This is a genomic window from Actinokineospora sp. NPDC051303 (assembly GCF_055586285.1).
In genome coordinates this window covers 1-12,686 of the sequence record NZ_JBVJIN010000089.1, presented here as the reverse complement: position 1 = coordinate 12,686, position 12,686 = coordinate 1, and the positions used below count along the sequence as shown (strand labels likewise).

At 71.8% G+C, this 12,686-nt stretch carries 13 protein-coding genes; 12 read left to right on the top strand and 1 reads right to left on the bottom strand.

The window, feature by feature from the left end:
- Window positions 1–170: 170 nt before the first annotated feature.
- Complete coding sequence (bldD, locus tag ACZ6SD_RS32240) at window positions 171–659, bottom strand: transcriptional regulator BldD (RefSeq protein WP_018686187.1); 489 nt, start codon at window positions 657–659, stop codon at window positions 171–173.
- Between the two features lie 251 nt (window positions 660–910).
- On the opposite strand from bldD, the gene pyrR reads away from it, so the two are divergent.
- The 12 genes from pyrR to ACZ6SD_RS32180 all read left to right on the top strand — a co-directional run.
- Complete coding sequence (gene pyrR / locus ACZ6SD_RS32235) at window positions 911–1,501, top strand: bifunctional pyr operon transcriptional regulator/uracil phosphoribosyltransferase PyrR (RefSeq protein WP_465320804.1); 591 nt, start codon at window positions 911–913, stop codon at window positions 1,499–1,501.
- The gene (locus tag ACZ6SD_RS32230; protein WP_465320803.1) at window positions 1,498–2,448 is read left to right on the top strand and encodes an aspartate carbamoyltransferase catalytic subunit; all 951 of its coding nucleotides are present in this window, start codon (window positions 1,498–1,500) and stop codon (window positions 2,446–2,448) included. The genes pyrR and ACZ6SD_RS32230 overlap by 4 nt, the downstream gene beginning before the upstream one ends.
- 103 nt (window positions 2,449–2,551) lie before the next feature.
- A complete protein-coding gene (locus ACZ6SD_RS32225; RefSeq protein ID WP_465320802.1) occupies window positions 2,552–3,844 on the top strand; it encodes a dihydroorotase in 1,293 nt (430 codons plus the stop codon).
- On the top strand, window positions 3,841–4,374 hold the full coding sequence (locus ACZ6SD_RS32220) for a PH-like domain-containing protein (RefSeq protein WP_465320801.1): 534 nt from the start codon (window positions 3,841–3,843) through the stop codon (window positions 4,372–4,374). The genes ACZ6SD_RS32225 and ACZ6SD_RS32220 overlap by 4 nt, the downstream gene beginning before the upstream one ends.
- Entirely contained in the window at window positions 4,367–5,497 is a 1,131-nt protein-coding gene (carA, locus tag ACZ6SD_RS32215; protein WP_465320800.1) for a glutamine-hydrolyzing carbamoyl-phosphate synthase small subunit, read from the top strand. Before ACZ6SD_RS32220 ends, carA begins: the two co-directional genes overlap by 8 nt.
- Window positions 5,497–8,856 (top strand): carbamoyl-phosphate synthase large subunit, encoded by a 3,360-nt coding sequence (gene carB, locus ACZ6SD_RS32210; protein ID WP_465320799.1) that lies wholly within the window; start codon window positions 5,497–5,499, stop codon window positions 8,854–8,856. The genes carA and carB overlap by 1 nt, the downstream gene beginning before the upstream one ends.
- A complete protein-coding gene (pyrF, locus tag ACZ6SD_RS32205) occupies window positions 8,853–9,683 on the top strand; it encodes an orotidine-5'-phosphate decarboxylase (protein ID WP_465320798.1) in 831 nt (276 codons plus the stop codon). Before carB ends, pyrF begins: the two co-directional genes overlap by 4 nt.
- A gap of 364 nt (window positions 9,684–10,047) precedes the next feature.
- Entirely contained in the window at window positions 10,048–10,365 is a 318-nt protein-coding gene (gene mihF, locus ACZ6SD_RS32200; protein WP_018686179.1) for an integration host factor, actinobacterial type, read from the top strand.
- Window positions 10,366–10,373: 8 nt separating this feature from the next.
- Window positions 10,374–10,964, top strand: coding sequence for a guanylate kinase (gmk, locus tag ACZ6SD_RS32195; RefSeq protein WP_465320797.1), 591 nt, complete (start codon window positions 10,374–10,376; stop codon window positions 10,962–10,964).
- 18 nt (window positions 10,965–10,982) lie between these two features.
- A complete protein-coding gene (rpoZ, locus tag ACZ6SD_RS32190; RefSeq protein WP_175482751.1) occupies window positions 10,983–11,270 on the top strand; it encodes a DNA-directed RNA polymerase subunit omega in 288 nt (95 codons plus the stop codon).
- Window positions 11,267–12,499, top strand: a complete 1,233-nt coding sequence (gene coaBC / locus ACZ6SD_RS32185; RefSeq protein ID WP_465320796.1) for a bifunctional phosphopantothenoylcysteine decarboxylase/phosphopantothenate--cysteine ligase CoaBC — start codon at window positions 11,267–11,269, stop codon at window positions 12,497–12,499. The genes rpoZ and coaBC overlap by 4 nt, the downstream gene beginning before the upstream one ends.
- Window positions 12,500–12,563: 64 nt before the next feature.
- Window positions 12,564–12,686: S-adenosylmethionine synthetase N-terminal domain-containing protein (locus ACZ6SD_RS32180; protein ID WP_465320805.1), on the top strand; the 123-nt coding region annotated here is incomplete at its 3' end.

The window sequence follows — 12,686 nt, the reverse complement described above, 5'->3', positions numbered from 1 at the left end:
CCGAAGGCTCCCCACCCGTCTTTCCCACGACGGGATCTTCCTTCGTAGGGGCCCCAAAGAAACCACTCCACCCCATCGAGCAACCCCACCCAAGCCAAGAAGCCCAGACAGCACGAACACCCGACTGCGCAGCATCCCCGTCTGCGCGGTCGGGTGTCTCGCCAGCCAACCTAGTCTTCCTTGGACGGCCGCGCCTCCGGGGGCAGCACCCCCCAGTCGATGAGCTGCTCAGTCAGCTCCCCCGGAGTCATGTCGTAGATGATCGCCAGCGAGCGCAGGTCCTCCGTCCGGATGGAGAGCACCTTGCCGTTGTAGTCACCACGCTGGCTCTGGATGGTGGCCGCGTAGCGCGCCAGCGGGCCGACTTTCTCCGCTGGCAGCTGTTGCAGCCGCTCCAGGTTGATCACGATCTTGGTGGCGGGCTCGGCTCCGGACGGAACGCGGCCCTCGGGCAGGAGTTCCACCACCGGCACGCCGTAGAAGTCCGCGAGTTCGGCCAGTTTCTGGACCGTGACGGCGCGGTCGCCGCGCTCGTAAGAGCCGACCACGACGGCCTTCCAGCGGCCACCGGACTTCTGCTCGACGCCGTGCAGCGACAGCCCCTGCTGCTGGCGGATGGCGCGGAGCTTGGCCCCTAGCGCCTTGGCGTAGTCGCCCATGCGGCGGTTCTCCGTTCGTTCGCCCCGACGGCGCTAAGGACTGCCGCGGGTAGCTTCAAATCAACACGCAGAGTAATGGTTACCCAGAGTTGTCACCAGGTCAAGCTGGTTCGACTGCGGCACCCGGGGGAAACCTGCCAGACCACCCGGTCGGTGGGTCTCCCCGGCCTGATACGGTCGGGTCGACCCCAGGTCAGAGGGTCGATCGACACCTTTAAGGCCCGTCCAGTGAGGCGGGGAAGGAGTCTGCCGTGCCGCCCCGAGATCGTGGCGCGCCGGAACCGGCGGGGCAGCGGGAGCTGCTCTCGGCTGGTGACGTCGCGCGCACCATCGCCCGAATGGCCCATCAGGTCATCGAGAAAACTTCGCTCGGCGCGTCCGGCGCGAGCCCGGTCGTGTTGCTCGGCATCCCCACCCGGGGGGCGCCGCTCGCGGCCCGTTTGGCGGCCAGGATCGCGGAGTTCAGCGACATCGATGTTCCCGTGGGAACCCTCGACGTGACGCTGTACCGCGACGATTTGCGCCGCAAGCCCACCCGGCCGCTCGGCGCGACCGCCCTGCCGCGAGGCGGCATCGAGGACGCGCTGGTCATCCTGGTCGACGACGTGCTGTTCTCCGGCCGCACCATCCGCGCCGCCCTCGACGCCCTGCGCGACGCGGGCCGTCCCCGGGCCGTGCAGCTTGCGGTGCTGGTCGACCGGGGCCACCGCGAACTGCCCATCCGCGCCGACTACGTGGGCAAGAACGTGCCCACCGCGCGCGCCGAGGAGGTCAACGTCCTGTTCGAGGAGACCGACGGCCGCGACGCCGTCCTGCTGCGCCGGGCCGGTGAGCGGGCATGAGGCACCTGCTCAGCGCCGAAGGTCTGGACCCGGCCACCGCACTGGCCATCTTGGACACCGCGGACGGTCTCAAGCGGACACTGCTCGGCCGCGAGGTGCGCAAGCTGCCCACCCTGCGCGGCCGCACGGTGATCACGATGTTCTACGAGAACTCCACCCGCACCCGGGTTTCCTTCGAGATCGCCGGAAAGTGGATGAGCGCGGACGTGGTGAACGTCTCCGCTGGCGGGTCGTCGGTGAGCAAGGGCGAGTCCCTTCGCGACACCGCGCTGACCCTGGCCGCGGCGGGCGCGGACTGCGTGATCGTGCGGCACCCCGCTTCCGGCGCCGCCCACCGGATCGCGGGCTGGCTCGCCCCGGCGGGCACCAGCGTGGTCAACGCCGGTGACGGCACCCACGAGCACCCCACGCAGGCGCTGCTCGACGCGGCGACCCTGCGCGACCGGCTCGGCGGCATCGACGGCAGGCGGGTGGCCATCGTCGGCGACGTGCTGCACAGCCGGGTCGCCCGCTCCAACGTGCACCTGCTCACCTCGCTGGGCGCGGAGGTGGTGCTCGTCGCGCCGCCCACGCTGCTGCCGGTGGGCGTCGCCGACTGGCCGGTGGGCGCGGCCGGGTCGCTGCGGGTCTCCCACGAGCTCGACCCCGAGTTGCCGACGCTGGACGCGGTGATGATGCTGCGCGTGCAGGCCGAGCGCATGCACGGCGGGTTCTTCCCGTCCGCGCGGGAGTACGCGATCGCCTACGGGCTCGGCGAGGCGCGCGCGCGGATGCTGCCCAAGCACGCGGTCGTGCTGCACCCGGGCCCGATGCTGCGCGGGATGGAGATCGCCGCCGCGGTCGCCGACTCGCCGAGGGCGGCGATCACCGAGCAGGTCGCCAACGGGGTCCACGTGCGGATGGCCGTGCTGTACCACCTGTTGGCCGGAGAAGAGGACGGTTCATGAGCGAGCTTGCGAGCGGATCATCGACACAGCGCGTTCGCGAGCGAAGCCGCCGATCCCACGCGGCGGCCGGTGCGAGCGAGTCACGGTGTGGCGAGGTGGCCGCATGAGTTCGTTGGTCATCCGAGGGGCGTGTCCCTACGGGGAGGGCGAGCCGGTCGACATCGCGGTCCGCGACGGCGTGATCGCCGAGATCGGCGCCCGGCTCGACGCCGATGGGGCCGAGGTGGTCGACGCCGGGGGACTGGTGGCGCTGCCCGGTTTTGTCGACCTGCACACCCACCTGCGCGAACCGGGCCGCGAGGACACCGAGACCATCGAGACCGGGTCGCGGGCCGCGGCACTGGGCGGCTACACGGCTGTGTTCGCCATGGCCAACACCGACCCGGTGGCCGACAACGCGGTGATCGTGGAGCACGTGTGGCGGCGCGGCCGGGAGGTCGGCCTGGTCGACGTGCACCCGGTCGGCGCGGTCACGGTCGGGCTCAAGGGCGAGAAGCTCGCCGAGCTCGGCACGATGGCGCGCTCCGCGGCGCGGGTCCGGGTGTTCTCCGACGACGGACTCTGCGTCGCCGACCCGCTGATCATGCGCCGCGCGCTGGAGTACACCAAGGCCCTGGACGCGGTGATCGCCCAGCACGCCGAGGAGCCCCGGCTGACCGTCGGCGCCCAGGCCCACGAGGGTGAGCTGGCCGCGCGGCTGGGGCTGGCGGGCTGGCCCGCGGTGGCCGAGGAGTCGATCGTGGCCCGCGACTGCCTGCTGGCGCTGCACGTCGGCGCCCGGCTGCACGTGTGCCACGTGTCGACTGAGGGCACAGCGGAGGTGCTGCGCTGGGCCAAGGGCCGGGGCACCCGGGTGTCGGCCGAGGTCACCCCGCACCACCTGCTGCTCGATGACGAGCGCCTGACCACCTACGACCCGGTGAACAAGGTCAACCCGCCGCTGCGCACCTCGACCGACGCCAAGGCCCTGCGCGCCGCGCTGGCCGAGGGGACGCTCGACTGCGTGGCCACCGACCACGCCCCGCACGCGAGCCAGGACAAGGACTGCGAGTGGTCCGCGGCCCGGCCCGGGATGCTGGGGTTGCAGACCGCGCTGCCGATCGTGGTCGAGACCATGGTCAATCCCGGGCTGCTCGACTGGCGCGGGGTGGCGCGGGTGATGAGCGAGAGGCCAGCTGAGATCGCGGGCCTGCCCGACCAGGGCCGTCCCATCGCGGTGGGCGAGCCAGCCACCCTGACCCTGGTCGACCCGGCGGGCCGCTGGACCGTGCGCGGCGCCGACCTGGCCAGCATCGCGGCCAACACCCCCTACGAGGGCATGGAGCTACCCGGCGTGGTCGTGGCGACGCTGCTGCGCGGCGCCGTCACGGCCCGGGACGGGAAGGTGGGCCGATGAACCGCCTTGGTCTTACCGCGCTGTTCGCCGCGGTGTTCGTGCTGCTGGTCCTGCTGATGTGGTGGGGCTACCGCAACCGCGCCCGCCGCCAGGCCGCGGTGCTGCCCGCGTTCCCCGCCGCGCCGGAGACGGTGCTGGCCGGGGTCCGCGCGGGCACCGCCGAGACGCTGCTGCCGCCCAGCACGGGCGTCTACGCCAGCACGGTCACCGACGCGAGCTGGCAGGACCGGGTCGCGGTGGGCGACCTCGGCTTCCGCGCGGACGCGACCGCGCACCTGCTGCGCGAGGGGCTGCTGTTCGACCGCACGGGAGCGAGTCCGGTGTGGATTCCGGCCGAGTCGGTGCGGGCTGCGCGCACCGAGGCCGGGATCGCCGGGAAGGTGATGGGCCGCGACGGGCTGCTGGTGGTGCGCTGGGCGATCGGCGGCCACGAGTTCGACACCGGCTTCCGCGCCGACGACAAGGACGACTACGACTCGTGGGTGCCCGCGCTGCGCGCTCTCACGCCGGAGGTACGAGACGGTGAGTAAGACGAGCACACGGACAGCCGCGGCGCTGGTCCTCGAAGACGGCCGGGTTTTCCGCGGCGAGGCGTTCGGCGCCACCGGCGAGACCTTCGGCGAGGTGGTGTTCTGCACCGCCATGACCGGCTACCAGGAAACGCTGACCGACCCCTCCTACCACCGGCAGATCGTGGTGGCCACGGCCCCGCAGATCGGCAACACCGGTTGGAACGACGAGGACGACGAGTCCAGCCGCGTCTGGGTCTCCGGCTACGTGGTTCGCGATCCCGCCCGGATCGCGTCGAACTGGCGCTCCACCCGGTCCCTTGACGACGCGCTGGTCTCCCAGGGGGTCGTCGGGATCAGCGGCGTCGACACCCGCTCGCTGACTCGCCACCTGCGTGAGCGCGGCGCGATGCGCGCCGGGGTGTTCTCCGGCGACGCGCTGACCGACACCGAGGCGATGGTCTCCCGCGTGCTGGAAAGCCCCCGGATGCTGGGCGCCGACCTCGCGGGCGAGGTCACCGCGGCCGAGTCGTACGTGGTGCCCGCGCAGGGCGAGCGCCGCTTCCGGGTGGCCGCGCTGGACCTGGGCATCAAGTCCAACACCCCGCGCATGATGGCCGCCCGCGGCATCGAGACCCACGTGCTGCCCGCCACCGTCACCCTGGACGACCTGCTGGCCGTCGAGGCAGACGGCGTCTTCCTGTCCAACGGCCCCGGCGACCCGGCCACCGCCGACCACCCGGTCGAGCTGACCAAGGCGGTGCTGGAGCGGCGCATCCCGCTGTTCGGCATCTGCTTCGGCAACCAGATCCTCGGCCGCGCGCTGGGCCTGGGCACCTACAAGCTGCGCTACGGCCACCGCGGCATCAACATCCCGGTGATCGACGTCGCCACCGGCTCGGTCGCGATCACCTCCCAGAACCACGGCTTCGCCATCGAAGGCGAGCCCGGCGCCGACTTCGACACCCCCTACGGCCCCGCCACGGTGAGCCACTACTGCCCCAACGACGGCTGCGTCGAAGGCGTCCGCGCCCTCGACGTCCCCGCCTTCTCCGTGCAGTACCACCCCGAGGCCGCCGCGGGCCCACACGACGCCGCAAACCTGTTCGACCAGTTCGTGACCCTGATGGAGGGCGGTCGCTGATGCCCAAGCGCGACGACATCCAGCACGTGCTGGTGATCGGGTCCGGCCCGATCGTGATCGGCCAGGCCTGCGAGTTCGACTACTCCGGCACGCAGGCGTGCCGGGTGCTGCGGGAGGAGGGGCTGCGGGTCAGCCTGGTCAACTCCAACCCGGCGACGATCATGACCGACCCGGAGTTCGCCGACGCCACCTACATCGAGCCGATCACGGCCGAGTTCGTGGAGAAGGTCATCGCGGCCGAGCGGGACGCCGGGAATCCGGTGGACTCGATTCTGGCGACGCTGGGCGGGCAGACGGCGCTGAACACCGCCGTGGCGCTGCACGAGCGCGGGGTGTTGGAGAAGTACGGGGTCGAGCTGATCGGCGCCGACATCGAGGCGATCCAGCGTGGCGAGGACCGGCAGAAGTTCAAGGACATCGTCGCCGAGATCGGCGGGGAGACCCCGCGCAGCCGGGTGTGCCACACGATGGCGGAGGTGCGCGAGACCGTCGCCGAGCTGGGGCTGCCGGTCGTGATCCGGCCCTCGTTCACCATGGGCGGCCTCGGCTCCGGCCTGGCCTACACCCACGAGCAGCTGGAGCGGCTGGCGTCCACCGGGCTCGCCGAGAGCCCGGTCACCGAGGTGCTCATCGAGGAGAGCGTGCTCGGCTGGAAGGAGTACGAGCTTGAGCTGATGCGCGACCGGCACGACAACGTGGTGGTCATCTGCTCCATTGAGAACATCGACCCGATGGGCGTGCACACCGGCGACTCGGTGACCGTCGCCCCGGCGATGACCCTGACCGACCGCGAGTTCCAGCACATGCGCGACGTCGGCATCGACGTGCTGCGCGCGGTCGGCGTCGACACCGGCGGCTGCAACATCCAGTTCGCGATCCACCCGAAGACCGGCCGCATGGTCGTCATCGAGATGAACCCCCGGGTGTCGCGGTCGAGCGCGCTGGCGTCGAAGGCCACCGGGTTCCCGATCGCCAAGATCGCCGCGAAGCTGGCCATCGGCTACACCTTGGACGAGATCCGCAACGACATCACCGGCGAGACCCCGGCCTCGTTCGAGCCGACCTTGGACTACGTGGTCGTCAAGGTGCCCCGGTTCGCCTTCGAGAAGTTCCCCGGCGCCGACCCGACGCTCACCACGACGATGAAGAGCGTCGGCGAGGCCATGTCGATCGGCCGCAACTTCGTGGAGGCGCTGGGCAAGGCGCTGCGGTCGATGGAGACCAAGGCGACCGGGTTCTGGACCACCCCCGACCCCGAGGTGATGAGCCTGGAGTCCACTCTGGACGCGCTGCGCGTCCCGCACGACGGCAGGCTCTACACCCTGGAGCGCGCGCTGCGGATGGGCGCGACCGTCCACGAGGCCCACCAGGCGTCCGGGATCGATCCGTGGTTCATCGACCAGATCGCGTCCCTGGTCGAGCTGCGCCGCGAGGTCGAGAGCGCCCCGGTGCTGGACGAGCCGCTGCTGCGGCGGGCGAAGCGCTCGGGCTTCTCCGACCGCCAGATCGCCGCGCTGCGCCCGGAACTGGCGGGCGAGGACGGCGTGCGCAGCCTGCGCCACCGCCTGGGCGTGCGGCCGGTGTTCAAGACCGTCGACACCTGCGCCGCCGAGTTCGCCGCGCTCACCCCGTACCACTACTCGGCCTACGAGCTCGACCCCGACGCCGAGACCGAGGTGCTGCCCCAGCACGACCGGCCCAAGGTGCTGATCCTGGGCTCTGGCCCGAACCGGATCGGGCAGGGCATCGAGTTCGACTACTCCTGCGTGCACGCCGCGATGGCGCTGCGCGAGGCCGGGTACGAGACCGTGATGGTCAACTGCAACCCGGAGACGGTCTCCACCGACTACGACACCTCCGACCGGCTCTACTTCGAGCCGCTCACCTTCGAGGACGTGCTGGAGGTCGTGCACTCCGAGCAGCTTTCCGGCACGGTCGCGGGCGTCGTCGTGCAGCTCGGCGGGCAGACCCCGCTCGGCCTCGCGCAGCGGCTCGCCGATGTGGGCGTGCCGATCGTGGGCACCTCGCCCGAGGCGATCCACATGGCAGAGGACCGGGGCGCGTTCGGCGAGATGCTGACCGCGGCGGGCCTGCCCGCGCCCAAGTACGGCACCGCGACCTCGTTCGCGGGCGCCAAGCGCATCGCCGACGAGATCGGCTACCCGGTGCTGGTCCGCCCGTCCTACGTGCTCGGCGGGCGCGGCATGGAGATCGTCTACGACGAGGAGACCCTGGCCGGGTACATCGACCGGGCCACCGAGGTCAGCCCGGAGCACCCGGTGCTGGTCGACCGGTTCCTCGACGACGCCATCGAGATCGACGTCGACGCGCTCTGCGACGGCGAAGAGGTCTACCTGGGCGGCGTCATGGAGCACATCGAGGAGGCGGGCATCCACTCCGGCGACTCGGCGTGCGCGCTGCCGCCGATCACCCTGGGCCGCACCGACCTGGAGGCCGTGCGCCGTTCCACCGAGGCCATCGCCAAGGGCGTCGGCGTGCGCGGCCTGCTCAACGTGCAGTACGCGCTCAAGGACGACGTGCTCTACGTCCTGGAGGCCAACCCGCGCGCCAGCCGCACGGTCCCGTTCGTCTCCAAGGCGACCGCGGCGCCGCTGGCGAAGGCGGCGGCCCGGATCATGCTCGGCGCGACCATCGCCGACCTGCGCGCCGAGGGGATGCTGCCCGCCGACGGCGACGGCGCGGAACTGCCCGACGGTTCGCCGGTCGCGGTGAAGGAGGCCGTGCTGCCCTTCCACCGCTTCCGCACCCCGGACGGCCACGGCGTCGACTCGCTGCTGGGCCCGGAGATGAAGTCCACCGGCGAGGTCATGGGCATCGACGCCTCCTTCGGCAAGGCGTTCGCCAAGTCGCAGACCGCCTCCTACGGCTCGCTCCCGGTCGGCGGGCGGGTGTTCGTCTCGGTCGCAAACCGGGACAAGCGCGCGATGGTGTTCCCGGTGAAGCGCCTGGCCGACCTGGGCTTCGAGGTGCTGGCGACGTCCGGCACCGCGGAAGTGCTGCGCCGCAACGGGATTCCGTGCACGGTGGTGCGCAAGCACTTCGAGGGCGCGGAGAACGTCGTGGACCTGATCCGCGACGGCGGGGTCGACATGGTCATCAACACCCCGTACGGCAACCACGGGCCCCGGGTGGACGGCTACGAGATCCGCACGGCCGCGGTCTCCCGGGACATCCCGTGCGTGACCACGATCCAGGGCGCGGCGGCGGCGGTGCACGGCATCGAGGCGCTCATCCGCGACGACATCGGCGTGCGGCCCTTGCAGGCGTTGCAGGCCGCGCTGCTCGCGGGCAAGGCTAGGCAGTCCGAGCAGGCTGGGCAGTCCGGGGCGGACGCGTGAGGGCTGCGTTCGGCGCGCGGCTGGCCGAGGCGGTCGCCGCGCGCGGCTCCCTGTGCGTCGGCATCGACCCGCACCCCGGCCTGCTCGACGCCTGGGGCCTGTCCCGGGACGCGGTGGGCCTGGAGCGGTTCGCGCTCACCTGCGTCGAGGCGCTGGCGGGCGAGGTCTCGGTCCTCAAGCCGCAGTCGGCGTTCTTCGAGGCGCACGGCTCGAAGGGCGTGGCTGTCCTGGAGCGGGTGATCGCCGAGTCGCGGGCGGCGGGCGCGCTGGTGCTGCTCGACGTCAAGCGCGGCGACATCGGCTCGACCATGGCCGCCTACGCCCAGGCGTACCTGGCCGAGGGCTCCCCGCTGGCCGCGGACGCGGTGACCCTCTCGCCGTATCTCGGGTTCGGCTCGCTCGCGCCCGCGCTGGACGAGGCCGAGCGCACCGGGCGTGGGGTGTTCGTGCTCGCGCTGACCTCCAACCCCGAGGGCGCGAGCGTGCAGCGGGCGGTGGCGGACGGCCGCAGCGTGGCGCAGGCGGTCGTGGACGCCGCGGCCGACCGCAACGCGGGCGCCGCGCCGCTGGGCGGCGTGGGCTTGGTCGTCGGGGCCACCATCGGGGAGACCGGGGTCGACCTGTCGCGGCTCAACGGGCCCATCCTGGCCCCCGGCGTCGGCGCCCAGGGCGCGGGCGCCGCCGAGCTGGCCCGGCTGTTCGGCCCCGACCCGCGCCACGTCCTGCCCACGAGCTCCCGCGACGTGCTGCGGCACGGTCCGGACCCCGTCGCGCTGCGCTCGGCGGCGCTGCGGGTTCGCGACGTCTTGGCGGCCGCCGCTCGCTGAACCACCGCTAGGGAAGCGCGTCCCCGGAAGCCCGAAGCGGGGCTTCCGGGGCTTCCGCGCGTCCGTTCCGCGTCTGCGCAGGTAGGGGCCTTAGGCTGACCGGGTGTGTTCGGGGGTGCTCAGGGAGTGGCGGACGCGACACTTTCGCCTCCGCCGGGCATCCGATCGCACAGCGTCACAGCCCATCTGGATCGATAGGGGTGCGCATCGCCGCAGGTCACAGCGTCGCCGGTCACGCGTTGTTGATCAACTTTGGATCGCTGGTCACGCAGCGCGCACGCTGCCCCCGCGTTGTCCTCGCAGGCCAGGGGTCGGTAACGTCGCGGCACCGATCCGCAGAAATCCCACCCCCACGGAGGAAATCGTGGCCCTTCCCCAGCTGACCGAGGAGCAGCGGGCCGCAGCGCTGGAGAAGGCGGCTGCCGCCCGTCGCGCCCGAGCCGAGCTCAAGGAGCGCCTGAAGCGAGGCGGCACCACCCTCAAGGACGTGCTGGCCCAGTCTGACAATGACGAGGTCCTGGGCAAGATGAAGGTCACCGCTCTGCTGGAGGCCTTGCCGGGCGTCGGCAAGGTGCGTGCCCAGCAGATCATCGAGCGCCTGGAGATCGCCCCAAGCAGGCGCCTGCGCGGGCTCGGCGACCGTCAGCGCAAGGCCTTGCTCGCCGAGTTCAGCGGCGAGTGAATGCGAAGTTGAGCGGCCGTGAGTCGGGATCGGGCGTCGCTGTCCGGTCCCGGCTCACAGTCGTGTCCGGCCCGTCGGGGGTCGGCAAGTCCAGCGTGGTCGCCGAACTGCGCAGGCTGCACCCCGACATCTACTTCAGCGTCTCGGTGACCACCCGGGCGCCCCGGCCGGGCGAGATCGACGGCGCGCACTACCACTTCATCGACCGCGCCGAGTTCGACCGGATGGTCGAGGCAGGCGAACTGCTTGAGCACGCGGCTTATGCGGGCAACTGCTACGGCACCCCGCGCGGACCGGTCGAGGCCGCGCTCGCGCAAGGCAGGCCCGCCGTCCTGGAGATCGAGTTGCAGGGCGCGCGCCAGGTGCGCCGCGTGATGCCCGAGGCCCAGCTGGTCATGCTGGTGCCGCCGTCCTGGGACGCGCTGGTGTCCCGGCTGGTCGGGCGCGGCACCGAGGACGACGCCGTGGTGGCCCGCCGCCTCGCCGTGGCGAAGGACGAACTGGCCGCCGAGGCGGAGTTCGACGTGGTCGTGGTGAACGCCGATGTGCGGACCGCGGCCGCGGAGTTGCTAACCTTGGTACTTCCGGAACACACCTAACCAGCTGGAGCGTTGCGAGTGATCACCCCTACCGAGCTGAGCGCACTGGGTGAGCCGACGACCACCCTCGAAGGCATCACCAACCCCCCGATCGACGACTTGCTCGAAAAGGTCAGCTCGAAGTACGCCCTGGTGATCTACGCGGCCAAGCGCGCCCGTCAGATCAACGACTACTACGCCCAGCTCGGCGAGGGCCTGCTGGAGTACGTCGGCCCCCTGGTGGAGCCCGGCCCGCGCGAGAAGCCGCTGTCCATCGCCCTGCGCGAGATCCACTCCGGCCTGCTTGAGCACACCGAGGGCGAGTGACCTCGCGTCCTCGCGTCGTTCTGGGCGTGGGCGGCGGCATCGCTGCCTACAAGGCCTGTGAGGTTCTGCGCAGGCTGACCGAGTCCGGTCACGAGGTGCGGGTGGCCCCGACCGACGCCGCTCTGCGCTTCGTCGGCGCGGCCACCTTCGAGGCGCTGTCGGGCAACAAGGTCCACACCGGGGTCTTCTCCGACGTGCCCGAGGTGCCGCACGTGCGCCTCGGGCAGGAGGCGGACCTGGTTCTGGTGGTTCCCGCCACCGCCGACCTGCTCGCCAAGGCGGCCCACGGCCTGGCCGACGACCTGCTGACCAACACCCTGCTCACCGCGCGCTGCCCGGTGCTCATGGCCCCGGCCATGCACACCGAGATGTGGGAGCACGCCGCCACCCAGGCCAATGTCGCCACGCTGCGCGCGCGCGGCGTCGTGGTGGCCGAGCCAGCCAGCGGCAGGCTCACCGGAGCCGACACCGGCAAGGGCAGGCTCGCCGACCCGGCCGAGATCGTCGACCTGGCCCGGCTGCTGCTCCAGCGGCCCGACGCGCTGCCGCGCGACCTCGAAGGCGTGCACGTGGTGGTCTCCGCTGGCGGCACCCGCGAGCCGCTGGACCCGGTGCGCTACCTGGGCAACCGCTCGTCGGGCAAGCAGGGCTACGCGCTGGCCCGCACCGCCGTGCAGCGCGGCGCCCGGGTGACGCTGGTCTCCGCGCACACCCTCGCGCTGCCCGAGCCTGCGGGCGTGGACGTGGTCAAGGTCGGCACGGCCGCCGAGCTGCGCGACGCGGTGCACAAGGCGGCCGCGGACGCCGACGTGGTGGTCATGGCCGCCGCCGTCGCCGACTTCCGGCCCACCGCCTCGGCCGAGTTCAAGATCAAGAAAACCGACCGCGACCCCGACCCGATCGCGCTGACCCGCAACGCCGACGTCCTCGCCGAACTGGTCTCCGCGCGCCGCCGCGAACCAGCGTCGGCCCAGGTCATCGTCGGGTTCGCCGCCGAGACCGGCGACACCGGGGCCGACGTGCTCTCCCACGCCCGCGCGAAACTCGCCCGCAAGGGCTGCGACCTGCTCGTGGTCAACGCCGTCGGCGAGGGCAAGGCGTTCGAGATGGAGGACAACCAGGGCTGGCTGCTCGCCGCGGACGGGACCGAACGCCCCATCGCGCTGGGCTCGAAGGCTCAACTGGCGACCGAAGTCTGGGACGCCGTGGTCGAACTTCGCGGCCGCTGAGCTTTTTTCGGGGCCCTTTCAGTACTGTTGTCCTGGACAACTGGCAACTGATGTGGGGTATGTCGTGAGCGAGACTGGCAGCCGCAGGCTGTTCACTTCGGAGTCGGTCACTGAGGGCCATCCGGACAAGATCTGTGACGCGATCAGCGACTCGGTGCTCGACGCGCTGCTGTCGAAGGACCCCCGG